18 protein-coding genes are annotated in these 22,541 nt (G+C 72.5%); 9 read left to right on the plus strand and 9 right to left on the minus strand.

Features of this window, described 5'->3' with window-relative positions; genetic code table 11:
• Window positions 1-223: 223 nt before the first annotated feature.
• On the plus strand, window positions 224-1,096 hold the full coding sequence (locus J2S55_RS11030) for a polysaccharide deacetylase family protein (protein WP_306859459.1): 873 nt from the start codon (window positions 224-226) through the stop codon (window positions 1,094-1,096).
• Here J2S55_RS11030 and J2S55_RS11035 read toward each other — a convergent pair.
• A complete protein-coding gene (locus tag J2S55_RS11035) occupies window positions 1,003-2,259 on the minus strand; it encodes an acyltransferase family protein (protein WP_306859461.1) in 1,257 nt (418 codons plus the stop codon). The genes J2S55_RS11030 and J2S55_RS11035 overlap by 94 nt on opposite strands.
• 290 nt (window positions 2,260-2,549) lie before the next feature.
• Between J2S55_RS11035 and J2S55_RS11040 the strand changes: the two genes are divergently transcribed.
• Both J2S55_RS11040 and J2S55_RS11045 read left to right on the plus strand, forming a co-directional pair.
• Window positions 2,550-2,918 (plus strand): nuclear transport factor 2 family protein, encoded by a 369-nt coding sequence (locus J2S55_RS11040; RefSeq protein WP_306859463.1) that lies wholly within the window; start codon window positions 2,550-2,552, stop codon window positions 2,916-2,918.
• A gap of 56 nt (window positions 2,919-2,974) precedes the next feature.
• Window positions 2,975-3,382, plus strand: coding sequence for a hypothetical protein (locus tag J2S55_RS11045; RefSeq protein WP_306859465.1), 408 nt, complete (start codon window positions 2,975-2,977; stop codon window positions 3,380-3,382).
• 58 nt (window positions 3,383-3,440) lie between these two features.
• On the opposite strand, the gene guaA is transcribed toward J2S55_RS11045, so the two are convergent.
• From guaA to J2S55_RS11060, 3 genes are all read right to left on the minus strand, one after another.
• Complete coding sequence (guaA, locus tag J2S55_RS11050) at window positions 3,441-5,012, minus strand: glutamine-hydrolyzing GMP synthase (protein WP_370879618.1); 1,572 nt, start codon at window positions 5,010-5,012, stop codon at window positions 3,441-3,443.
• A gap of 142 nt (window positions 5,013-5,154) precedes the next feature.
• Window positions 5,155-6,675 carry a DUF885 family protein gene (locus J2S55_RS11055; RefSeq protein ID WP_306859470.1) on the minus strand — a complete coding sequence of 507 codons (1,521 nt, stop codon included), beginning with the start codon at window positions 6,673-6,675 and terminating at the stop codon, window positions 5,155-5,157.
• A 10-nt stretch (window positions 6,676-6,685) separates the two neighbouring features.
• Complete coding sequence (locus J2S55_RS11060; protein WP_306859472.1) at window positions 6,686-8,104, minus strand: pyridoxal phosphate-dependent decarboxylase family protein; 1,419 nt, start codon at window positions 8,102-8,104, stop codon at window positions 6,686-6,688.
• A gap of 69 nt (window positions 8,105-8,173) precedes the next feature.
• Between J2S55_RS11060 and J2S55_RS11065 the strand changes: the two genes are divergently transcribed.
• Window positions 8,174-8,641 (plus strand): Lrp/AsnC family transcriptional regulator, encoded by a 468-nt coding sequence (locus J2S55_RS11065; RefSeq protein WP_306859474.1) that lies wholly within the window; start codon window positions 8,174-8,176, stop codon window positions 8,639-8,641.
• 18 nt (window positions 8,642-8,659) lie between these two features.
• On the opposite strand, the gene J2S55_RS11070 is transcribed toward J2S55_RS11065, so the two are convergent.
• Window positions 8,660-10,351: a GMC oxidoreductase gene (locus J2S55_RS11070; protein WP_306859476.1), complete on the minus strand. Its 1,692-nt coding sequence runs from the start codon at window positions 10,349-10,351 to the stop codon at window positions 8,660-8,662.
• 217 nt (window positions 10,352-10,568) lie between these two features.
• On the minus strand, window positions 10,569-12,134 hold the full coding sequence (locus J2S55_RS11075) for a succinic semialdehyde dehydrogenase (RefSeq protein WP_306859478.1): 1,566 nt from the start codon (window positions 12,132-12,134) through the stop codon (window positions 10,569-10,571).
• An 87-nt stretch (window positions 12,135-12,221) separates the two neighbouring features.
• On the opposite strand from J2S55_RS11075, the gene J2S55_RS11080 reads away from it, so the two are divergent.
• Window positions 12,222-14,372, plus strand: a complete 2,151-nt coding sequence (locus J2S55_RS11080) for a beta-propeller domain-containing protein (protein WP_306859480.1) — start codon at window positions 12,222-12,224, stop codon at window positions 14,370-14,372.
• 186 nt (window positions 14,373-14,558) lie between these two features.
• Here the strand turns inward: J2S55_RS11080 and J2S55_RS11085 are convergent, their stop codons facing one another.
• Together J2S55_RS11085 and J2S55_RS11090 are read right to left on the minus strand one after the other, a co-directional pair.
• Window positions 14,559-16,313, minus strand: a complete 1,755-nt coding sequence (locus J2S55_RS11085) for a glycerol-3-phosphate dehydrogenase/oxidase (protein WP_306859482.1) — start codon at window positions 16,311-16,313, stop codon at window positions 14,559-14,561.
• 303 nt (window positions 16,314-16,616) lie between these two features.
• Complete coding sequence (locus tag J2S55_RS11090; protein WP_306859484.1) at window positions 16,617-17,387, minus strand: DeoR/GlpR family DNA-binding transcription regulator; 771 nt, start codon at window positions 17,385-17,387, stop codon at window positions 16,617-16,619.
• 104 nt (window positions 17,388-17,491) lie between these two features.
• Between J2S55_RS11090 and J2S55_RS11095 the strand changes: the two genes are divergently transcribed.
• From J2S55_RS11095 to J2S55_RS11110, 4 genes are read left to right on the plus strand one after another with little or no spacing between them, the layout of a single operon-like run.
• The gene (locus tag J2S55_RS11095) at window positions 17,492-18,364 is read left to right on the plus strand and encodes an SIS domain-containing protein (protein WP_306859486.1); all 873 of its coding nucleotides are present in this window, start codon (window positions 17,492-17,494) and stop codon (window positions 18,362-18,364) included.
• Window positions 18,365-18,400: 36 nt separating this feature from the next.
• A complete protein-coding gene (gene nagA, locus J2S55_RS11100; RefSeq protein ID WP_306859488.1) occupies window positions 18,401-19,537 on the plus strand; it encodes an N-acetylglucosamine-6-phosphate deacetylase in 1,137 nt (378 codons plus the stop codon).
• Complete coding sequence (locus tag J2S55_RS11105; protein ID WP_306859491.1) at window positions 19,534-20,580, plus strand: 1-phosphofructokinase family hexose kinase; 1,047 nt, start codon at window positions 19,534-19,536, stop codon at window positions 20,578-20,580. Before nagA ends, J2S55_RS11105 begins: the two co-directional genes overlap by 4 nt.
• A gap of 52 nt (window positions 20,581-20,632) precedes the next feature.
• A complete protein-coding gene (locus J2S55_RS11110; protein WP_306859493.1) occupies window positions 20,633-21,457 on the plus strand; it encodes a class II fructose-bisphosphate aldolase in 825 nt (274 codons plus the stop codon).
• Here J2S55_RS11110 and J2S55_RS11115 read toward each other — a convergent pair whose 3' ends face one another.
• Window positions 21,458-22,393 (minus strand): hypothetical protein, encoded by a 936-nt coding sequence (locus J2S55_RS11115; protein WP_306859495.1) that lies wholly within the window; start codon window positions 22,391-22,393, stop codon window positions 21,458-21,460.
• Window positions 22,394-22,541 lie beyond the last annotated feature (148 nt).

Raw genomic sequence — 22,541 nt, forward strand, 5'->3', positions numbered from 1 at the left:
CTTTCCGGGGACGGGACCGGCCCCCGCGATCCGCCTTCCGCGCACCGTGCTCTTACCGAGCCTTTAACGGCACCCGGGGAGACGGCTCTTCCTGAGTGCCGGCTGGTAGAAGCCTGAACATCAGCTGGCAGCCGATCGATCCCCCATCGTTTGGGCGAAGTGTCCGGATAAGATGCTTTTTTCTGTCCCGCCCGCAACTCTCGTATCACCCGGAGCTCCCCTCATGAAGCCTCCCGCTCGAATGCTGCTGGCCGTCCCCTGCGCGCTGGCCCTGATAGCCGCGCCGACCACCGCCTGGAGCGCGGACCAGCCCAAGGCCGCCGGCGCGGCCACCACGACCACGGCCACCACCACGGCCAAGGCCACGGCGTCGGACAAGGCCAAGTCCGCCGCCAAGGTCGCGCCGGTGGACTGCGCGAAGGTCAAGTGCATCGCGCTGACCTTCGACGACGGCCCGGGCAAGTACGCCGACAAGCTGCTCGACACCCTCAAGAAGTACAAGTCCAAGGCCACGTTCTTCCTTGAGGGCCAGTACGTGAAGTCCCGCCCGGCCTTCGCCAAGCGGATGGCCGTCGAGGGCCACGACCTCGGCAACCACAGCTACACCCACCCGCACCTGCGTGAGGTGTCGGAGGACAAGATCCGCGAGGAGCTGACCAAGACCCAGGAGCTCGTCAAGCAGGTCACCGGCAAGTCGCCGACCATGATCCGCCCGCCGTACGGCGAGATGGACGACCGGGTCAAGACGGTCGCGGCGGAGATGGGCATGCCGCTCGTGCTGTGGAACGGCGGCTCCCGCGACTGGGCGACCAGGAACGAGAAGGCCATCTACGACGAGGTCCTCAAGAACGCCAAGCGTGACGGCGTCATCCTCATGCACGACTGGGTCGAGCAGACCGTCAAGGTGATGCCCAAGCTGCTGACCGCGCTGCAGAAGCAGGGCTACCACGTCGTCGCGGTCTCCTCGCTGCGCGGCGCGAAGGACCTTCAGGCCGCCGACATCTACCCGGTCGGCAGCGAGAAGGACGAGGGGCTGACGGCGGACACTCCCGCCGAGGACGCCGAGAGCGCCGAGTCGCCCGTCGACGGCCTCTGAGCCAGCCGCCTGCCCAGCCGCTGCATCGGCAGCTCGACGTAGCGGTAGGTGAGCCAGCTCAGGCCGATCACCACGGCGACGAAACCCGCCGACAGCGACACCTGCACCACCGGCTGCATGGCCCGCACGTCCCCGACGGCGACGTGCACGAGCCTCAGCAGCGGGTGGTGCAGGAGGTAGAGCGAGTAGCTGATCAGGCCCAGCCCGACGAGGGACCGGGGCAGGCGGCGGTGGCGCAGGGCCATCGCGCCCGCGAACGTCGCCCCCGCCAGCGCCATCGTGGTGAACCACACACCCGGCTGGACCCACCACCAGCCCGCCTGGTCCGACCAGACCGGGGCCAGCGCCACCAGGACGGTCGCGGCGGCCACCGGCCGGAGCCCGCCCGCGCCCTGCTCCCAGCGGCGGATCGCGGTCCCGGTGAACATCACCGCGAGGATCGCCGCCCCGAGCCAGGGCACGAAGCTGCCCAGGAGCAGCAGCACCACGGCCATCCCGCCGAGGACGTAGGCGGCGACGGTCCGGAACCGGCCGCTGATCAGGCAGATCATTCCCACCAGGAAGAGCGCGCCGGAGACGTAGGCGGGCCAGGGGCCCGCCAGCGGCGGCGCGGTCAGCGCCAGCCCGGCGGCGACCGCCACGGCGCCGGCCGCCACGGCGAAGGTCCCGCTCCGGCGGTGCAGGCCGCGCACGAACAGCGCGGTGACCAGCAGGTAGAACACCATCTCGTAGGAGAGCGTCCACATGGTGTCGGCCAGCCCGCCCAGGTGGACCACGTCCAGCAGCATCGTGAGATGCGCCGAGACCGACGACAGGCCGCGGGGCACCTGCTCGCGGACCGGGACCCAGAAGGCCATGATCAGGACTGCGGCCGCGACCAGCAGGTAGACCGGGTAGAGCCGGAAGAGCCGGCTGATCCAGAAGGCGCGGACGTCACCGCGCCCCTCCAGCGAGACCGGGATGATGTAGCCGCTGACCAGGAAGAAGACCAGCACGCCGTACATGCCGAGGTTGAACCAGTACGGCCGGAGCTGAGGCATGAACCAGGGCAGCAGGTGTTCCAGCAGCACCGCGACGGCGGCGAGCCCGCGCAGCGCGTCCAGCCAGGCCAGCCGGGCGGCGGGTGCGGCGGAGGGTCTGACATCGGCGTCTGTTGGCGGCACCTGCCCCAACTTACCTGGACAGAAGTGCTGAAACTGGTCGGATAGCCATCTACGCCGATACGGCCGCCCATCTCACGCTCACGCGGACAGCCCGTAATCCCGGCGCCTACCTAAGCCGGTCCTGGACCTACCTAAGCCGGCCCCGGACCTACCTAAGCCGGTCCGCAGGAGGCCCGGTAAGTACCGGTGGATGACGGATTCCGCGCCCGGCCGATCTCCGTAACTTAATGACCTGCGAGAACAACCGCAGGAAACGCGGACAGAGCAGACAGAGCAAGGAGACGGACGACATGAACGACACCGCCAAGCTGGTCGAGCGCTACCTGGCCACCTGGAACATCACCGACGCCGCCGAGCGCCGCGCGGAGATCGACGCCATCTGGGCCGAGGACGCCCGCTACGTCGACCCCCTGGTCGACGCCACCGGCCGCGACGCCATCGACGCCACCATCGCCGCCGTCCAGCAGCAGTTCCCCGGCCTGGTCTTCACCCTCGGCGGCGACGTCGACGCCCACCACGACGTGGCCCGCTTCACCTGGAACCTCGGCCCCGAGGGCGGCGAGGCCATCGTGATCGGCTTCGACGTCGCGGTCCTGACCGAGGACGGCCGCATCCAGACCGTCCACGGCTTCCTCGACCAGGTCCCCGCCGCCCTCTGACGGCCGGCCCCGCACCCCCCGACCCCGTCCTCCCACCAGGAAAGGCTGTTTCCGAGATGACCGCCGTCGCCGCCCGCCCCGTCACCGACCCCCACCGGCTCGTCCGCCTGGCCCTGCGTCTGGACGCCGTCGTCACCACTGTCAACGGCCTGGCCTATCTCGCCCTGGCCGCTCCGATCAACGACCTGCTCGGGCTGCCGGTCTCCCTCCAGTACGGCATCGGCGCCTTCCTGACCGTCTACGGCGTCGCGGTCTGGCTGATCTCGATGCCGGCCGCGGTCAACCGGGCCGCGGTCCTGGCGGCCGTCACCCTCAACGCCCTGTGGAGCGTGGTCAGCGTCGCCGAACTGGCCCTCGGCGGCCTGGAGGTCACGGCCCTCGGCGCCACCTGGGTCCTCATGCAGGCGGCCACCGTCGGCGGCTTCGCCGCCCTGCAGTATCTCGGCCTCCGCAAGGCCCGGTGAGGACGGGAGGAACGGCGCGGCCCCCGGAGAGGGATCTCCGGGGGCCGCGCCGTATGTCCTACTCCCACTCGATGGTGCCCGGCGGCTTGCTCGTCACGTCGAGCACCACACGGTTGACCTCGCGGACCTCGTTGGTGATCCGGGTGGAGATGCGGGCGAGCACGTCGTAGGGGACACGGGACCAGTCGGCGGTCATGGCGTCCTCGCTGGAGACCGGGCGCAGGACGATCGGGTGGCCGTAGGTGCGGCCGTCGCCCTGGACGCCCACCGAGCGGACATCGGCGAGCAGGACGACCGGGCACTGCCAGATGTCGCGGTCGAGACCGGCGCGGGAGAGCTCCTCACGGGCGATGGCGTCGGCCTCGCGGAGGATCTCCAGGCGGTCGCGGGTGACCGCGCCGACGATGCGGATGCCCAGGCCCGGACCGGGGAACGGCTGGCGCCAGACCATCGCGGCGGGCAGGCCGAGCTCCTCGCCCGCCCGGCGGACCTCGTCCTTGAACAGCGCGCGCAACGGCTCCACCAGCGAGAACTGCAGGTCGTCGGGGAGGCCGCCGACGTTGTGGTGCGACTTGATGTTGGCGGTGCCGGTGCCGCCGCCGGACTCGACCACGTCGGGGTAGAGGGTGCCCTGCACGAGGAAGTCGACCGGGCCGTCGGCGATGATGGCGCGCTGCTCGTCCTCGAAGACCCGGATGAACTCGCGACCGATGATCTTGCGCTTCTCCTCCGGGTCGGTGACCCCGTCGAGCGCCTTGAGGAAGCGCTCCTGGGCGTCCACCACGCGGAGCTTGACGCCGGTGACGGCCACGAAGTCCCGCTCGACCTGCTCGGCCTCACCCTTGCGCAGCAGCCCGTGGTCGACGAACACGCAGGTCAGACGGTCGCCGATGGCGCGCTGCACCATGGCCGCCGCGACCGCGGAGTCCACCCCGCCGGACAGCGCGCAGATGGCGCGGCCCTCCGGGCCGATCTGGGCGCGGACCGCCTCGACGGCGTCCTCGACGATGTTGAGCATCGTCCAGGACGGGCGGCAGCCCGCCGCGTCGAGGAAGTGCTTCAGCACGGCCTGGCCGTGCTCGGAGTGGAGGACCTCGGGGTGGAACTGCACGCCGTACAGGCCCTTGCCGGGGTGCTCGAAGGCGGCGACCGGCGTCTCGGCGGTCGCGGCGGTGACGAGGAAGTCCTCGGGGGCGGCGGCGACGCTGTCGCCGTGGGACATCCAGACCGACTGCTTGACGGGCAGCCCCGCGAACAGGACGCCCTCCTGGACCACGTCCAGCTGGGTCCCGCCGTATTCCGCGACGCCCGTCCGGGCCACCTGGCCGCCGAGGGCCTGGGCCATGGCCTGGAAGCCGTAACAGATCCCGAAGGTCGGCACCCCGGTCTCGAACAGGCCGGCGGGCGCGGCGGGGGCGCCTTCGGCGTATACGGACGAGGGACCACCGGACAGGATGATGGCCTTGGGCTTCTTGGCCATCATCTCCTCCACCGGCATCGTCGAAGGGACGATCTCGGAGTAGACGTGGCATTCACGCACTCGTCGCGCGATGAGCTGCGCGTACTGCGCACCGAAGTCGACGACCAGGACCGTGTCGAACTCAGACACCAAGACCCCCAAAGGAAACACAGCGGTGTGTCCAGTCTATCGGCGCTTGTCAGCACGGTTACGCGTAGGTGGAAAACGCGGGCAAAGACCCGCTCCGTCCCGCCGCCCGGGGCCGGTGGGCGCCGCGGGGGAGCCCCCGCGGCGCCCGGACCGGTGAGCACGGCTAGCCGCGGAGCGCGTGGCCGAGCAGGCCCAGCGGAGGGGAGCCGAGGCCGAGCATGGCCGTGTGGAAGCGCTTGAGGGTGAACCCGGCGCCCCACTCGGCCCTGGCCCGCTCGCGCAGGTCGAGGATCTCCAGCTTGCCCCAGGTGTAGCGGCCGTAGGTCGGGTCGAAGGTGGCCCGCGCCGCCTCCGACAGCGCCGCGGGGCCGGCGAGGTGGGTGTCGGCCTCGAAGCGGCGGGCGCCCTCCTCGACGGTCATCGCGCCGGTGTGCACGCCGACGGCGCAGGCCAGGCGGGTCACCCGGATCAGCGCCTCCAGCCACACGCCGATCTCGAAGCGCGGGTCGCCGGGCGCGTAGCCCTCCTCGACGCAGAGCTCCTCGGCGTAGTGCGCCCATCCCTCGGCGAAGGCCATCGACATCAGCGTCCGCCGCACCTCGGAGGGTGCGTGCCGCAGCGCCCGGCCGTGGGAGAAGTGGCCCGGGGCGACCTCGTGCACGTTGATCGCCGGCAGGGTGGTCTCGCTGAAGACCTCCAGCCACTCCTCGATCTCGCGCTCCGGCCAGGAGGGGTCGGGCGGGGTGATGTGATACCAGGACGGGCCGTCGGGCTCGCCGGGCGCCGACCAGCTCATCATCGCCATGGCCCACCGGCGCGACTCCGGCGCGAGGCCGACCAGGCACTCGCCGTCGTTGTAGGGCACCAGGTCCTTCTCGCGGGTGAAGGCGATCGCCCGCTCGGTGCCGGCCCTGGCCGCGTCGATCACGCCGTCGATGCCGGGGTGCTGCCTGACCAGCTCACGCGCGACCTCCAGCGGCGGCCGGCCGCCGGAGCCCAGCTCGGCGCACGCCTCGGTGAGCCGCGCCATGAGGCGGTCGCGTTCGGCGTCGGCCCGCGCGGCGAGCGCGCCCAGGTCCACCTGGAGGCCGTCGCCCGCGCCCATCAGCAGGGACAGGCCCTCCGCGCCGAGAGAGGCGTCCGGGTCGCCGGAGCGCGCGGCCTCCTCGACGTGCTCCACCAGGCGGGTGTGCGCCTTGAGCGCCGCCTCGCGCACGGACTCCTCCGCGTCGGCCGGCACCCCGGCCGCCAGCCCTCGCACGGCCCCCAGCAGCGCGGTCGCGACCGGCGCGCTGAGGCGGTCGAGCGAGGCGACGGCGTGCTCCACGGCCTCCGGCCAGCGGGCGAGGTGGGCGTGCTTGGCGGCGGTCCGCTCGGCCTCGGGGGCGTAGTCGCGGTCGTAGGCGGCGAGGTCGAGGTTGTTCAGGTGGTCGAGCGGGCTGCGGCGGTGCAGCTCCAGCTCGCCGAACCGGACCCGGGCGGCCTCCTCGAAGATCTGCAGGTGCGCCGTGTCGTAGGGGTCGGCGGGCGCCTCCCCCGCGCCGAGCGCGGCCAGCCCCGTGCGCACGCCCTCGGGCGAGAGATCCTGGATCCGGCCGTCGTACTCGTGCCGGCCGGCCGTCTCGCGGACGTCGGCGACGGCCAGATCACACACCGCGCGCAGGCGGCTGTCGAGTTCGGTCATGGACGCGACGCTATCCCAGGACATCCCGCGGCGGGTACGGACGGTCGGCGCGCGGACCGCCCCGCTCGCCGATCAGGTCGAGCAGCTGCTCCAGCGTCTTGTCGTCCGTGGCGGGGGCCATCACGGTGATCCGGAGGTGGCGTACTCCGCCGACCTCGGTCGAGGTGAGGTGGAAGGCGCCGTCCGCCATCAGGTCCTCGCGGATCACCGCCTGGTCGGCGGTGCCGTACCGGAAACAGACGATGTTGCTCTCCGGCTCGTAGGGGCACTCGAAGCCGGGCCGCTCCTGGGCCAGCTCCCAGAAACGGTGCGCCGTCGCGTACTGCCGCGCGACGTAGTCGCCCAGGCCCCGCTCGCCCCGCCAGGCCAGGTTGAGGAAGATCTTCAGCCCCAGCTCGGCCTTGCTGCACTCCACGGTCCTGCCGATCAGGTCGAAGCCCTGGTCGCCGTAGAACAGGTAACTCGCCCGCTGCTGGAAGGCGGCGTCCAGGTCGCCCTCTCTCTTGGTCAGGACCGCCGCCGCCAGGCTGGAGGTGCGCAGCATCTTGTGGGCGTCCCAGATCAGGGAGTCGGCGAGCTCGATCCCGTCGAGCAGGTGCCGGTGCTCCTCGACCAGCAGCGCCGACGCCCCGTGGGCGCCGTCCACGTGGAACCAGACGCCGCTGGCGGCGCAGAACTCGCCGACGCCGCGCAGGTCGTCGTAGAGCCCGGTCCCCGTCGAGCAGGCGTTGGCCACCAGGGCCATCGGCCGCCGTCCCGCCCGCCGTACCCGCTCCAGGGCCTCGGGCAGGCGGGCGACGTCGATTCTGCCCAGCTCGTCCACGTCCAGCGGCATGACAGCCCGCTCCCCCAGGCCGAGGATCGCGGCGGCGCGGGTGAGCGAGTAGTGCGACGATGCCGGCGCGAGCAGGGCGAGGTCGGCGGGGACCCCCTCGGTCCACGCCTCCGGCGCGGCCGCCGCGCGCGCGGCCAGCAGCGCGGTGAGGTTGGCCAGCGACCCGCCGTGGGTGAGCACCCCGCCACCCGTCTCCCCGAAGCCCACCTTGTCCAGCATCCAGCGCAGGACCCCGAACTCGACGGTCGCCGCCGAGGCGCCCATCTCGTAGATCGCCATCGGGTTGTTGGCGGCGCCGTGGACGAAGTCGGCGAGCGCGGCCGGGAAGTCGGGGGCGGCGACCTGGTGGCCGAGGTAGGCGGGGTGGTGCAGCCGGGTCCCCTCGTCCAGGTAGGCCGCGAGGAAGTCCGCGTAGCTGTCCGGCGTCATCCCGCCCTCGCGGATCCACCGCGCGAGCCCGAGCCGCTCGGCCAGCTCCCGCGGCGGCCGGCGGCGCAGGACGGGCGGCAGGCCCCGCTGGCTCTCGTCCACGTAGGTGGCCAGCCCGTCGACGGTCACAGTCGCGGCGCGCATGAACTCTTCAACGTTCCACATCACATGCGAGATACTGATCGAATCTACGGCAAATCGCCAGCTATGCCGAATTCTGGAGCAGAAAACTCGATGAACACCGCACTGGATTCGATCGACCGCGCGATCCTGACCGAGCTGCAGAAGGATGCGCGCCTGCCCAACAAGGACCTCGCCGAGCGCGTCGGCGTCGCCCCCTCCACCGCCCTGGAGCGCGTGCGCGCCCTGCGCCGGCGCGGGGTGATCACCGCCTTCCGCGCCGAGACGGAGCCGACAGCCCTGGGCCGCCCGCTCCAGGCCATGCTCGCCCTGCGGGTCCGCCCGCACACCAGCCAGCTCGTCGACCCGCTCCGGGCCTTCGTGCTCGGCCTGCCCGAGACCGTCGCCCTCTTCCACGTGGCCGGCCCGCAGGACTTCCTGGTCCACGTCGCCGTCCCCGACGCCGACCACCTGCACCGGCTCGTCCTGGACCGCTTCCTGATCCGCCCCGAGATCGTGCACCTGGAGACGACGCTCATCTTCAGGACCGAGCACCAGCCTCTCCAGCGCCCCGTCGGCTGAGCGGTCCCGGCCGGCGGGCTAGGTGATGTCCACGATGGGCAGGCGGAGCGCGCCGGGAGCGGCGGCGGGGACGGCCGGGTGCCTGGGCGCGACAGGCGACAGCCGGACGTAGGGGGAGCCCGGGGCGGGACGGGTGTCGGCCTCTCCCCTGTTGGGCCAGAGCGCCATGGCGCGCTCGGCCTGGGCGGTGATCGTCAGGGAGGGGTTGACGCCGGGGTTGGCGGAGACGGCGGAGCCGTCGACGACGTGCAGCCCCTCGTGGCCGTGGACGCGGTGGTAGGCGTCGATCACCCCGCTGTCGCGGTCGGCGCCGATGGCGCAGCCGCCCAGGAAGTGCGCGGTGGCGGGGATGTCGAACAGGTCGAGCCAGGAGCCGCCCGGCATGCCGCCGATCTCCTCGGCGGCGTGCCGGACGAACCGGTGACCGGCCGGGAGCCAGGTGGGGTTGGGGTCGCCGTGGCCTCTCCTGGAGCGGAGCCTCCAGCCGAACGCCCCCTTCCGTGCCGACAGGGTGATCGAGTTGTCCTTCGCCTGCATGACGAGGGCGATGAGCGCGCGCTCCGACCACCTGCGGTGGTCGAACAGCCTCGGCACCAGACGGGGCCGGCGCGCGGCCTCCCCGAGGAACTTGAGCCAGCGGGGGGCGCCGCCGCCGTCGATCAGGAGGGAGCGGAGCATGCCCATCGCGTTGGAGCCGTCGCCGTAGCGGACGGGCTCGATGTGGGTGTGGGCGTCGGGATGGATGGAGGAGGTGATCGCCACGCCGCGGTTGAGCTTCTCCCCCTCGATCGACAATCGCTCGAACCCGAGCAGCGCCTCGGAGTTCGTCCTGGTCAGAGCGCCGAGCCGGTCGGACAGCCGGGGCAGGACCCGCTCGGCCTTGAGGCGGTGCAGCAGGCGCTGCGTGCCGTACGTGCCGGCCGCGAAGATCACCTGCTCCGCCGTGAGGGTACGGCGGCGCCAGGGCGCCCCCGTCTTGCTCACCTCGACCCGGTAGCCCCCCTCCACCGGGCGGACCGAGGTGACCGTGGTCTCCGGGTGGACCTTGGCCCCGGCCTTCTCGGCCAGGTAGAGGTAGTTCTTGACGAGCATGTTCTTGGCGCCGTGGCGGCAGCCGGTCATGCACTCGCCGCACTCGGTGCAGCCCCGGCGGCGCGGCCCGGCGCCGCCGAAGTAGGGGTCGTCGACCTCGACGCCCGGCTCGCCGAAGAAAACGCCGACGGGGGCCAGGTGGAAGGTGTCGCCCACGCCCATCCGGTCGGCGACCTTCCGCATCACCTCGTCGGCGCGGGTGACGGTCGGGTTGAGCACCACGCCCAGCATGCGCTTGGCCTGGTCGTAGTAGGGGCCGAGCTCGGCCTTCCAGTCGGTGATGCCCGACCACTGGGCGTCCTGGAAGAAGGGGTCGAGGGGCTCGTAGAGGGTGTTGGCGTAGACCAGCGAGCCGCCGCCGACCCCCGCGCCCGCCAGGACCATGACGCCGGTGCCCTTCTGGCCGCGCAGCACGTGGATGCGCTGGATGCCCTTCAGGCCGAGCCCCGGCGCCCACAGGAAGTCGCGGACCCGCCAGGAGGTCCGGGGCAGCGTGCTCTCGTCGAAGCGCCGGCCGGCCTCCAGCACGGCCACCTTGTAGCCCTTCTCCGTCAGCCGCAGCGCCGAGACGCTCCCGCCGAACCCCGAGCCGATCACCAGCACGTCGTAGTCGAACATCCGCGGACTCCCTTCGGGCGGTACCGGACCGCGGTGGGGCGCCCGCCTCCCCTCACCGCTCCCCCGATCCCCGTGACCCGCATGACGGCCACCGGCGGACAGATGTGACGATCACCGGCGGACCGGCGTGACGGCCACACCGGCGACCGCCGGCGGGGGGCACGGCCGTCACCGGCGACCAGCGGTGGGGGCGCGGCCGTCACCGGCCACGCGGGCCTCACTTCAGGTGGAACTTCTTCATGGTCTTGAGCAGACCCGACAGGGTGTCGGCGTATTTGTCGTAGGTCATGCCGAGGATCGGCTCGAAGCCCATCCAGGACGCCTGGCTGGAGATGGTCTGCACCTCGGTGTATTTCAGCAGGCCCTCGGCCCCGTGGCGGCGGCCCAGACCGGAGGACTTCATCCCGCCCATGGGAGCGTCGTAGGAGGCGTAGGCCGAGCCGTACCCCTCGTTGATGTTGACGGTCCCGGCCTTGATCCGGGAGGCCAGCGCGCGGCCGCGGGACAGGTCGCGGGTCCAGACGGAGGCGTTGAGGCCGTAGGCGGTGTCGTTGGCCTTCTCGACCACCTCGTCCTCACCCGAGAACCGGTAGACCGAGACGACCGGGCCGAAGGTCTCCTCGCGACACAGGTTCATGCTCTCGTCCACGCTGCCCAGGATCGTCGGCTCGTAGAACAGCGGGCCCACGTCGGGGCGGGCCCTGCCCCCGGCGAGGACCTCGGCTCCCTTCGCGACGGCGTCGTCGACGTGGGCGCCGACCGCGTCGAGCTGGCGCTGGGAGGTGAGCGAGCCCATCTGCACGCTCCAGTCGAGCCCCGCGCCGAGCTTCATGTTGCGGGCCTGGCGGACGAACTTCTCCACGAACGCGTCGTGCACGGCCTCGTGCACGTAGAGCCGCTCGATCGAGATGCACAGCTGCCCGGCGTTGGTGAAGCAGGCGCGCAGCGCGCCCTGCGCGGCCATGTCGAGGTCGGCGTCGTCGAGGACGACCATGGGGTTCTTGCCGCCGAGCTCCAGGGAGCAGCCGATCAGCCGCCTGGCCGCCGCTTCAGCGATCTTCCGGCCGCCCCGGGTCGAGCCGGTGAACGCGACGTAGTCGGCGCCGTCGATCAGCGCGTCGCCGATCTCGGCGGGTTCGCCGAGCACGACCTGCCAGATCTCCCGGGGCATCCCGAGGGAGACCAGCAGGTCGATCGTCCACAGCGTGGACAGCGCGGTCTGGGTGTCGGGCTTGTGGACCACGGCGTTACCCGCGAGCAGGGCCGGGACGACGTCGGTGACGCCGAGCGAGAGCGGGTAGTTCCACGGGGAGATCAGCGCCACGGTCCCCTTGGGCTGGCGCACCTCGACCGTCTTGGTCGCGACGGGGAAGATGCCGGCGCGGCGCCTGGGCGCGAGCAGGCCGGGCGCCCGCCGCACGTAGTAGAGCGTGCAGCCCGCCACGTCGAGGACCTCCTCGAAGGCGTGCCTGCGGGCCTTGCCGGTCTCCCACTGGACCACGTCGAGGATCTCCTCGCGCCGGTCGAGGATGGCGTCGTGCAGGCGGAGGAAGGGCTTGATCCGCTCCTGCACGGGCAGCGCGGCCCACGCCTCGCGAGCCTCGCGGGCCCTGGCATGGGCGGCGCGGACGTCCTCGGCGGTGGAGACGGGCAGTTCGGCGAGGGGCTCGCCGGTGAACGGCGCGGTGATCGTCTGCGTCTTCCCGCTGGAGGTCACCTGCCGGACGACGCGTTCGATCATGCTTGGGTCGAGTGTCCGGGTAGCTCCGAGAGTGACAGCCATGCTCGAAGAATATTCTGGGGTGCCCATCTGTGGCTACCGGTCGGTAACGGGTTGAACCGGACATGATGTCGATCCGTCGTAGGGGGCATGAGGACATCGATCCGTACGGCGGGCGCCGTCGCCCTGGCCGCCGCCCTGCTCGCCACGGCGTGCAGCCCGACAGAGACGGAACGCGGCGCGGGCCGTACGACACCGGTCGACCTGGGCGACATCAAGCTGGTCTCCTACAGCGGCTGCGACGACATGCTGGCCGGGCTGCGGACGGCGGCGGCCAAGCGGGTCGGGCCGTGGGGCCTGGCCGGCCCGCAGATCATGTACATGGAGAGCCGCTCGGATGTCGCCACGGCCCGGGCCAAGGTCCCCGCGCCCGAGCACTCGACCACGAACGTGCACGAGGCCGGGGTCGACGAGCCGGACCTGGTGAAGACCGACGGCAACCGGGTGATCACCGTCAACCGCGGCGTGCTGCGGGTGGTGGACGCCGCGACCAGGAAGGTCACCGGCACGCTCAAGCTGGTGGACGCCGAGCAGGCGTGGGCCCCGGCCGACCTGCTGGTCAGCGGGGACCGGGCGCTGGTGCTGTTCTCCGGCGGCGGGATCATCCCGTTCGGCGCGATGGCCAAGCGGCCGGCGAGCCCGGGACCGCGTTACGTCCTCGTCGACCTGTCCGGCAAACCGGAGGTGATGGGCTCGTTCACGCCGGACGGCTCCCACGTGGACGCCAGGCTGGTCGGCTCGACGGTGCGGATCGTGGTCCGCAGCCAGCCCCGGATCGACTTCCCGGACCACGGCCCCGACGTCTCGGAGAACGAGCGGACCCGCCGGAACGCGGACATCATCAAGAAGGCGCCGATCGAGGCGTGGCTGCCGACGTTCGAGACGGCGGACGCCAAGGGCGCGACCTCCACCGGCTCGGTCAAGTGCGAGCAGGTCAGCCACCCCGCGGACTACAGCGGCACGTCGATGCTGACCGTGCACAGCTTCGACCTGTCCCAGGGGCTCGCGGAGACCTCCCCGGTCAGCGTGGCGGCCGACGGCGACACGGTCTACGGCACCGACTCCAGCCTGTACGTGACCAGCAACCCGAGCTGGTGGTGGCCCCGGCCGATCGAGCCGCCGGTGGTCGACGACGCGCCGACGGCCCCGGCCACCGAGCAGGCCCCGCAGGTCGAGCCGGTGCCGACGGAGCCGACGGTGACCGTCTCCCCCTCCCCGGCTGACTCCTCCGCGGCCCCGGCCGACCCCACTCCGGCCACGTCCGCCCCCGCCACCCCGGCCTCGCCCACCCCGGCCGACCCCACCGCCGGCCCGGCCGACCCCACGGCCACCGCCACCCCGGCGCCGGCCGACCCCACCGTGACCGCGACGACGCCGGCCGAGCCGCCGGAGGAGACCGAGGTCCACCGGTTCGACATCAGCGCGCCGGGCGCGCCCCGCTACGTCGCCTCGGGCAAGGTGCCCGGCCGGCTGCTCAACCAGTACTCCCTGTCCGAGCATGAGGGGTACCTGCGGGTCGCCACCACCTCGACCTCCGGCCAGAACAGCTCCAGCGCCGTCTACGTGCTCAAGGCCGACACCCTGGCCAAGGTCGGCGAGGTCGGCGGCCTGGGGGACGGCGAGCGGATCTACTCCGTCCGGTTCATCGGCCCGGTCGGCTATGTGGTGACGTTCAAGCAGGTGGACCCGCTCTACACCCTCGACCTGCGTGACCCGGCGGCACCGCGGAAGACGGGCGAGCTGAAGATCACTGGCTACTCCGCCTACCTGCACCCGGCCGGCGACGGGCGGCTGATCGGCCTCGGGCAGGAGGCGAGCGAGAAGGGCCGCACGCTCGGCACCCAGGTCTCGCTGTTCGACGTCAGCGACCCGGCCGCCCCGCGCCGCCTGTCGCAGATGTTCCAGAAGGACTCCGGCTCCGAGGCCGAGTGGGACCCGCACGCCTTCCTCTACTGGGCCAGGACGGGCACGGCGGTCCTGCCGCTGAACACCTGGAACGGCACCGAGCAGACCAACGGCGCCGCGCTCGTCCTGAAGATCGACGACTCGGCCGTCACCAAGGTCGGCACCATCGTCCACCCCCGGCCCAAGGCGGCCGGCGACGCCCGCGTGGCCGCCTACGAACCGGGCATCCGCCGCTCGATCGTCATCGGCGACAGCCTCTGGACGGTCTCCGACCTGGGGCTGAAGGTCAACGACCTGAACGGCCTCGCCGACCAGGCCTGGATCCCCTTCGAGTAGCGCCCGAAGACCCGCGGGACAGGGCCCGGCCCTGTCCCGCACGGGAACAGCCGGTCCTGTCCGGGAACAGCCCGGTCCTGCCCGGGGCCGGCCCGCCCGGGAACGGCCCGGCCCCGCACGGGGAACGGCCCTGTCCCGCCCGGGAACGGCCTCGCGCGGCCCCCGCCTCCGCGGCGGGGGCCGCGCTCATCTGCCGTTGTTGCTGTGGTCGGCGACGGGCTTGGCGACCGGGACGACGTCGGGGGCGCCGAGGCGGATCGCGTCGGCCTCTTGGTCGGTGTCCTGCTCCTGGGAGAGCCGCTCGGCCTCGACCCGCTTGGTGTAGTACTCCACTTCACGCTTGACCTGCTCGTCGTCCCAGCCCAGCGGCCCGGCGAGCAGCTGCGCCGCCTCCTCGACCACGCCCAGCCCCCGGTGGAAGGTCTCGATCGAGATGCGCGTGCGCCGGGCCAGCACGTCGTTCAGGTGGCGGGCGCCCTCGTGGGTGGCCGCGTAGACGATCTCCGCCCGCAGGTAGTCGTCCGCCCCGGTCAGCGGGAGGGCCAGCGACGGATCCTGCTCGATCAGCGTGAGAATCTCGTCGATCATCGACCCGTAGCGCTGCAGCAGGTGCTCGATCCGCGCCACGTGCAGCCCGGACGACTGGGCCAGCCGGTAGCGGGAGTTCCACAGCGCCTGGTATCCCTCCGCCCCGGCCAGCGGGATCCGGTCGGTGCACGACGGCGGGACCCGCTGGTCCAGCCCGTGCGCCACCGCGTCCACCGCGTCCCGCGCCATGACCCGGTAGGTCGTGTACTTCCCGCCGGCCACCATGACCAGGCCGGGCACCGGGTGGGCCACCATGTGCTCGCGGGAGAGCTGGGAGGTCTCCTCCGACTCCCCCGTCAGCAGCGGGCGCAGCCCGGCGTAGACGCCCTCGACGTCGTCGCGGGTGAGCGGCACCGAGAGCACCTCGTTCACGTGCTCCAGGACGTAGTCGATGTCCGAGCGGGAGGCGGCCGGGTGGGCCCGGTCCAGGTCCCAGCGGGTGTCGGTGGTCCCGATGATCCAGTGACGGCCCCAGGGGATCACGAACAGCACCGACTTCTCGGTGCGCAGGATGATCCCGGTGAGGGAGTGGATGCGGTCGCGCGGGACGACCAGGTGGATGCCCTTGGACGCGCGGACGTGGATCTGCCCCCGGCCGCCGACCAGCTCCTGGATGTCGTCGGTCCACACGCCCGTGGCGTTGACCACCTGCCGGGCCCGCACGTCCATGTCGGTCCCGCCCTCCAGGTCGCGCACCCGGACCCCGGTGACCCGCTCGCCCTCCCGCAGGAAGCCCACCACCTGGGCGCGCGAGGCGACGTGCGCCCCGTAGGAGGCGGCGGTCCGGAGCATGGTCATCACGTAGCGGGCGTCGTCCACCTGGGCGTCCCAGTACTGCACCGCGCCGGAGAAGGCGGTCCGCCGCAGCGAGGGGGCGAGCCGGAGCGCCCTGCGGCGCGACAGGTGACGGTGTCCGGGGACGCCCCGGGTGAAGCCGAAGGAGAAGCCCAGCATGTCGTACAGCGCCAGGCCGGCCCCGACGTACGGCCGCTCCCAGCCGATGTGCGTGAGCGGGAACAGGAAGGGCACCGGCCGCACCAGGTGGGGGGCGATCCGCTGCAGCAGCAGGGCACGCTCCTGCAGCGCCTCCCTGACCAGGTCGAAGTTGAGCTGCTCCAGGTAGCGCAGGCCACCGTGGATCAGCTTGGACGATCGGGACGAGGTGCCCGAGGAGAAGTCCCGCGCTTCCAGCAGCCCGACGCTCAGTCCGCGGGTCGCCGCGTCCAGCGCGACCCCGGCGCCGACGACGCCGCCGCCGATCACCACCACGTCGAGTTCCTGAGCGCCCATCTGCGTCAGTGCCGCGGTCCGCTCGGCGGGACCGAGCCGTGCCGTGCCCATTCGCGCCGTCATGCTGCATCCCCCTGATGTACGGATTGTCACCTTGCGTCAGGTCTCTACCCATCCACCCTAGGCATCACTACTGACCGGTAGGGAACAGCGGGCCAGATTCACGCCACAACCCGGTGGACATCGGGAGATCCTCCCGGAAGCGCTGATCGCCGACGGCGCCGAGCCCTCAGGGGGCCGTGGTCCGGCGCCGGGGACCGACCGCCCGGGATCGATCACGGTGCGGGCGTGACGTGCCACCGGACGGTCCGGTGAACCCCGGGACGGGCGGACCGGCCGCCCGGTGGTGCCCTTCACCGGGCGGGCTCAGGCACGGATCACCTTGACGCCCGCGTCGGTGAAGCGGGCCGCGGCCTCGTCCGAGAGGCCCTCGCCGGTGACCAGCGTGCCGATGGCGCCGAGCGGGCAGATGCGGGCGAAGGCACGCAGACCGATCTTGGAGGTGTCGGCGACCACCACGACCTGGGTGGCCCTGCTGATCAGCAGGTTGTTGACGCTCGCCTCACCCTCGTGGTGGGCCGACGCGCCCTCCTCGGCGTCGATCCCGTCCACCCCCAGGAACGCGATGTCGAGCGTGACCTGCTCCAGCACCCCCGACGCCAGCGGGCCGATCAGCTCGTAGGACTGCGGCCTGGCCACGCCGCCGGTCAGCACGATCTTGACGTGCTGGCGCACGGTCAGCTCGGCGGCGATGTTCAGCGCGTTGGTGACGATGGTGAAACCGATCTCCGGGTCGGCCCGGATGGCCAGCGCCCGCGCCACCTCCGAGGTGGTCGTGCCGCCGTTCATGCCGATGATCGCCCCCGGCACCACCAGCCCCGCCGCCGCCTCGGCGATCCGCTGCTTCTCCCCCGCGTGCCGCGCCGTCTTGTAGCGCAGCGGCAGGTCGTAGCTCACGCTCTGGGCGACGGCGCCACCGCGCGTGCGCATGAGCATCTGCTGCTGGGCGAGCTGGTCGAAGTCACGCCGGATCGTGGCGGTTGAGACGACGAGCGCCTCGGCCGCCTGCTCCACCGACAGGCGCCCCTCCTGCGAGAGCAGTTCGAGGATGGCGTTCCAGCGCTCATATCGGCTCACGATGAACAGGGTGACACAGCGAGGGATCAAAACCTACCTCTGCACAATTGTGCTCATTTCTGCTATAAATCACTCACAACAAAGCAAATTCGGGGAGGCACGCCGTGACCACGCACACCGAAGCCGAGATCGCGTCACAGCCGGACTGCTGGCGCCGCGCCGTCAGCGAGGTGTCCGCCGACGCGCTCCCCCAGCGCGGCGAGCGCGTCGCCGTCGTCGGCTGCGGCACCTCCTGGTTCATCGCCCAGGCGTACGCCGTCCTGCGCGAGCGCGCCGGGCACGGCGAGACCGACGCGTTCGCCGCCTCCGAGTTCCCGGCCGGCCGTTCCTACGACCGGGTGCTCGCGCTGACCCGGTCGGGCACCACCACCGAGGTGCTGGAGCTGCTCCGCGGTGCCGGCACGAGGACCAGCGCGATCACCGCCGACCCGGCGACCCCGGTCATGACGCTCGCCGACCAGGTCGTGGTGCTCGACTTCGCCGACGAGAAGTCGGTCGTGCAGACCCGCTTCGCCACCACCCAGCTCGCCCTGCTCCGCGCCCACCTCGGTGAGGACCTGAGCGGCGCGATCGCCGACGCCGAGCGCGCGGTCGCCGACCCGCTCCCGGCCGAGCTGCTCGCCGCCGAGCAGTTCACCTTCCTGGGCCGCGGCTGGGCCTACGGCCTGGCGGTGGAGGCCGGACTGAAGATGCGCGAGGCCTGCCGGGCGTGGACCGAGTCCTACCCGGCGATGGAATACCGGCACGGCCCGATCAGCATCGCCGGGCCCAACCGGGTCACCTGGATGCTCGGCGAGGCCCCCGAGGGCCTGCGCGGTGAGGTCGAGGCCACCGGCGGGTCCTTCCTGGAGAGCGCCCTCGACCCGATGGCCGAGCTCATCAAGGTCCAGCGGGTGGCCGTGGCCCGGGCGCACGCCCAGGGACTCGACCCCGACGAGCCGCTCCACCTCACCAGGTCAGTGATCCTCTCCTCCTGATGACCGGTCCTCCCCAGGACCGGAGAGGATAGTGCCATGAGCATCACACTCGCCGACGCCCGTATCGTGACCCCCGAAGGTGTCCACGGAGGCTGGCTCACCATCGAAGACGGCCGCATCACCCACGTGGGCCAGGGCTCCGCCCCCGGGCCGGGCCACAGCCTCGCGGGCCGATACGTCGTGCCGGGTTTCGTCGACATCCACAACCACGGCGGGGCTGGCGGCTCCTTCCCCACCGGCGATCCGGACGAGGCGAGCCGGGTCGCCGCGCTGCACGCCCGGCACGGCACCACCACGCTCATGGCCAGCCTGGTCACCGCGGCCCCGGACGATCTGGCCAGGGCGACCGCCGCCCTGGCCGACCTGTGCGAGGACGGCCTGCTGGCCGGGATCCACTTCGAGGGCCCCTACATCTCCAAGGCCCGCTGCGGCGCGCACAACCCGGCGCTGCTGCGCGAGCCGTCCCCGCAGGAGTTCGCCGAGCTGCTCAAGGCCGGCCGCGGCCACGTGCGGATGCTCACCATCGCCACCGAGCTGCCCGGCGCCCTCGACACCATCCGGGAGGCCGTCGCGAACAACGTGATCGCCGCGCTCGGGCACAGCGACGCCACCTACGAGCAGACCATCGCGGGCATCGACGCGGGCGGCAGCGTCGCCACCCACCTCTACAACGCGATGCCGCCGCTGCACCACCGCACCCCCGGCCCGATCGCCGCGCTGCTGGAGGACGAGCGCGTCACGATCGAGCTGATCAACGACGGCGTGCACGTGCACCCGGCGATGATGCGCCTGGCCTACGAGGTCGCGGGCCCCGGCCGGACCGCGCTGATCACCGACGCCATGGCGGCGGCGGGCATGGGCGACGGCGTCTACGGGCTCGGCCCGATGAAGGTCGACGTCGTGGACGGCGTCGCCCGGCTGGCCGAGGGCGGCTCCATCGCGGGCAGCACCCTGACCATGGACGTCGCCTTCCGGCGCAGCGTCCAGGAGGTCGGGCTGTCGCTGCCGGAGGCGGCCGAGATCGCCTCGCTCACCCCCGCCCGGGTGCTCGGCCTCGCCGACCGCCTGGGCTCCGTCTCCGTCGGCAAGCAGGCCGACCTGGTGGTGCTCACCGGCGACCTGGAGGTCGCCGGTGTCATGAAGCACGGAAACTGGATCACAGAACCCTCATGACCTCCTCGCCCGCCCCGCACGGCACGGTCCTGACCGTCACACTGAACCTGGCCCTCGACGTCACCTACGTGGCCGACAGCGTCGACTGGGACGGCGTCAACCGGGTGCGGACCGTGCACCGGAGAGCGGGCGGCAAGGGGGTCAACGTGGCCAGGGTGCTGGCCGCCCTGGGCAGGGACGTGCTCGTCACCGGCCTGGCGGGCGGCCCGACCGGTGACGCCGTCGGAGCCGACCTCGCGGCGGCGGGCCTGCCCGCCGCCCTCACCCCGATCGCCGCCGAGTCACGCGCCACCCTGGCCGTCTCCGACCTCGGCGGCGCCCCGTCCGGCCCGGCTCCCGCCCCCGGCGCGGAGCGGACCGCGCGGCGCACGGCGCTGTTCAACGAGCCCGGACCGGTCGTGACCGACGAGGAGCTGAGCCGCTTCCTGCGCGACTACGACACGCTGCTCGGGCGGGCCGGGGCGGTCGTGATCTCCGGCAGCCTCCCCCGCGGGGTGCCCGCCGCCTTCTACGCCGAGCTCGCGGCCCGGGCCCGCGAGCGGGGCGTCCCGGCGATCGTGGACGCCGACGGCGAGCCGCTCAGGCACGCCCCCGCCGGCCGCCCCTCGATCGTCAAACCCAACTCCGAGGAGCTCGCCCGCGCCCTGGCCCGCGACAACCTCCGAGCTCCCGCTGGGAACTCCGGCGGGGACTCCGGTGGGGATTCCGGCGGGGACTTCGCCGGGGCCGAGATGCTGCGGCGGGACGGGGCGGAGGCGGTCGTGGTCTCCCTCGGCGCCGGCGGGCTGCTGGCCGTGACCCCCGAGGGCGCCTGGCGGGCCGCCATGCCGTACCGGGTGGAGGGGAACCCGACGGGGGCCGGTGACGCGCTCGTCGCGGGGCTGGCGCTGGGCCTGGTGGAGGGCATGCCCTGGCCCGAGCGGCTGCGCCGCGCGGCCGCCCTGGGCGCGGCCGCGGTGGCCTCCCCGGTCGCCGGCGACTTCGACCCGGAGACGTTCCGGAGGATCCACCCGGAGATACGGGTGGAGCCGGCCCGCCCGTAGGGCGTCCGGCGCTCCGCATCACACCGCTCATCCCGTATACGAAAGGGTCAACATGCCTGTTGTCGGTATCGGCGACATCGTCCGCGACGCTCCGGCCGGCGTCGGCGCGTTCAACGTCATCCAGCTGGAGCACGCCGAGGCGATCGTCAGCGGGGCGGAGGCCGCCGGGGTGCCCGTCGTGCTGCAGATCAGCGAGAACTGCGTCCGCTTCCACGGTGCCCTCGCCCCGATCGCCGCCGCGTCGCTCGCGGTGGCCAGGGCCTCGGCGGTGCCGGTGGCCGTGCACCTCGACCACGCCACCGACCGAGCGCTCGTCGAGGAGGCCGTGGAGCTGGGCCTGGGTTCGGTGATGTTCGACGCCTCGGCACTGCCCGACGAGGAGAACGTGGCACTCACGGCCGAGGTCGCCGCCCTGTGCCACCGGCGGGGCGTGTGGGTGGAGGCCGAGCTCGGCGAGGTCGGCGGCAAGGACGGCGTGCACGCGCCGGGGGCGCGGACCAAGCCGCACGAGGCCGTGGACTACGTGGCCAGGACGGGCGTGGACGCGCTGGCCGTGGCCGTGGGCAGCTCCCACGCCATGACGACCAGGGACGCCGTCCTCGACCTGGAGCTGATCGCCGCCCTGCGCGCCGCGGTCCCGGTCCCGCTGGTGCTCCACGGCTCCTCGGGCGTGCCGGACGAGACCCTGCGCGCCGCCGTACGGCACGGCATGAAGAAGATCAACATTGCCACGCACCTCAACAAGACCTTCACCCGCGCGATCCGCGACCACCTGGCCGCCGACGAGAAGGTCGTGGACTCCCGCAAGTACGTCGCGGCGGGCCGGGCGGCCGTCGCCACCGAGGTCACCCGCCTCCTCGGGGTCCTGACCGGCTGATCACGACCATTTCCAGCGGATGCCGACCAGGCCGGGCTGGAGCGAGCCGGTCACCAGGTGGACCGCGTGGTGGGCGTTGAGGGCGAGCTCGCCCTGGTCGTGCTCGCCCGCCGCGGACTCGTGGCGGGCGAAGCGGCGCACGCTGACCGGCAGGGCCTCGGGGGCGAAGCTCACCCGGAGCACGTACTGGCCCGCCGGGAAGCGGAAACCCCTCTCGTACTCGGTGGCCTCCACGCCGCTCGGATCGGCGAGCTCGTAGCGCATCACCTGGGTGTCGCCGGTCCGGAGCGCCCGGTCGAACAGCAGCTCGGCCACCACCAGGGCGGTCGGCCCGTCGCGGCGGACCCGGCCGACCCGGCAGTCCTCCAGGGCCCGGATCCGCACCCGCTCCACGTCGCACCCGATGTCGCCCCGGTAGACCATGATGTAGCGGTCGGCGGCGTCCTCGTGCGCCTGCACCACCTGGAGCGTCTCGCGCCGCGTGGTGCTGCGGTCCGCCCCGATCTGCAGCGACTCGTACATGCCGGCGATGTGCAGCCTGCGGTCGTCGGCCACCCCGTCCAGCTCGTGCAGCAGGGTCGACAGGGCGCGCGCGGGGCCCACGGCCGAGGGGTAGGGGCCCGCCCCTGCCGCGGGCCCGGCGCTCTGGCCCCGGCCCCGCGGCCGGGGCGGGCCGAGCAGGCCCATCAGCGAGCGCGGCGGCAGGATGAGGATCTCCTCCAGGGCGCGTACGGCGCGCAGCGACTCGGGCCGCTCGGGGCGGCGCAGGCCCTGCTGCCAGTAGCTCAGGCTCGTCATCCCGACCCGCAGGCCGCGCTCTTCCAGGCGCTGGCGGAGCCGGTCCAGGGTCAGGCCGCGCGCCTCCACCGCGGCCCGGAGCGCGACGTGGAACGGGCCCTCGCTGAGAGCGACCCGGAGCTCGCGATCATCCGACACATGGGCATGTTCACAGATTTTCCCCCATACGTCACTTTCGCGATCCCGTACCCGCCCGCGCACGCCGTCCGCACGCCGTCCATGCACCCGCGCACGCCGTCTACGCGCCCGCGCACGCCGCCTGCGCGCCGCGGCACAGGGGACGGGC

This window comes from Streptosporangium brasiliense, assembly GCF_030811595.1.
Taxonomy (GTDB): domain Bacteria; phylum Actinomycetota; class Actinomycetes; order Streptosporangiales; family Streptosporangiaceae; genus Streptosporangium; species Streptosporangium brasiliense.

What these genes read in the sequence shown, in the direction of transcription:
- J2S55_RS11065 (WP_306859474.1), top strand. Translation starts at nt 8,174, where the DNA reads ATGAACACCGCACTGGATTCGATCGACCGCGCGATCCTGACCGAGCTG.
- J2S55_RS11070 (WP_306859476.1), bottom strand. Translation starts at nt 10,351, where the DNA reads ATGTTCGACTACGACGTGCTGGTGATCGGCTCGGGGTTCGGCGGGAGC.
- J2S55_RS11030 (WP_306859459.1), top strand. Translation starts at nt 224, where the DNA reads ATGAAGCCTCCCGCTCGAATGCTGCTGGCCGTCCCCTGCGCGCTGGCC.
- J2S55_RS11085 (WP_306859482.1), bottom strand. Translation starts at nt 16,313, where the DNA reads ATGACGGCGCGAATGGGCACGGCACGGCTCGGTCCCGCCGAGCGGACC.
- J2S55_RS11045 (WP_306859465.1), top strand. Translation starts at nt 2,975, where the DNA reads ATGACCGCCGTCGCCGCCCGCCCCGTCACCGACCCCCACCGGCTCGTC.
- nagA (WP_306859488.1), top strand. Translation starts at nt 18,401, where the DNA reads ATGAGCATCACACTCGCCGACGCCCGTATCGTGACCCCCGAAGGTGTC.
- J2S55_RS11075 (WP_306859478.1), bottom strand. Translation starts at nt 12,134, where the DNA reads ATGGCTGTCACTCTCGGAGCTACCCGGACACTCGACCCAAGCATGATC.
- J2S55_RS11055 (WP_306859470.1), bottom strand. Translation starts at nt 6,675, where the DNA reads ATGACCGAACTCGACAGCCGCCTGCGCGCGGTGTGTGATCTGGCCGTC.
- J2S55_RS11040 (WP_306859463.1), top strand. Translation starts at nt 2,550, where the DNA reads ATGAACGACACCGCCAAGCTGGTCGAGCGCTACCTGGCCACCTGGAAC.
- J2S55_RS11060 (WP_306859472.1), bottom strand. Translation starts at nt 8,104, where the DNA reads ATGTGGAACGTTGAAGAGTTCATGCGCGCCGCGACTGTGACCGTCGAC.
- J2S55_RS11110 (WP_306859493.1), top strand. Translation starts at nt 20,633, where the DNA reads ATGCCTGTTGTCGGTATCGGCGACATCGTCCGCGACGCTCCGGCCGGC.
- J2S55_RS11105 (WP_306859491.1), top strand. Translation starts at nt 19,534, where the DNA reads ATGACCTCCTCGCCCGCCCCGCACGGCACGGTCCTGACCGTCACACTG.
- J2S55_RS11080 (WP_306859480.1), top strand. Translation starts at nt 12,222, where the DNA reads ATGAGGACATCGATCCGTACGGCGGGCGCCGTCGCCCTGGCCGCCGCC.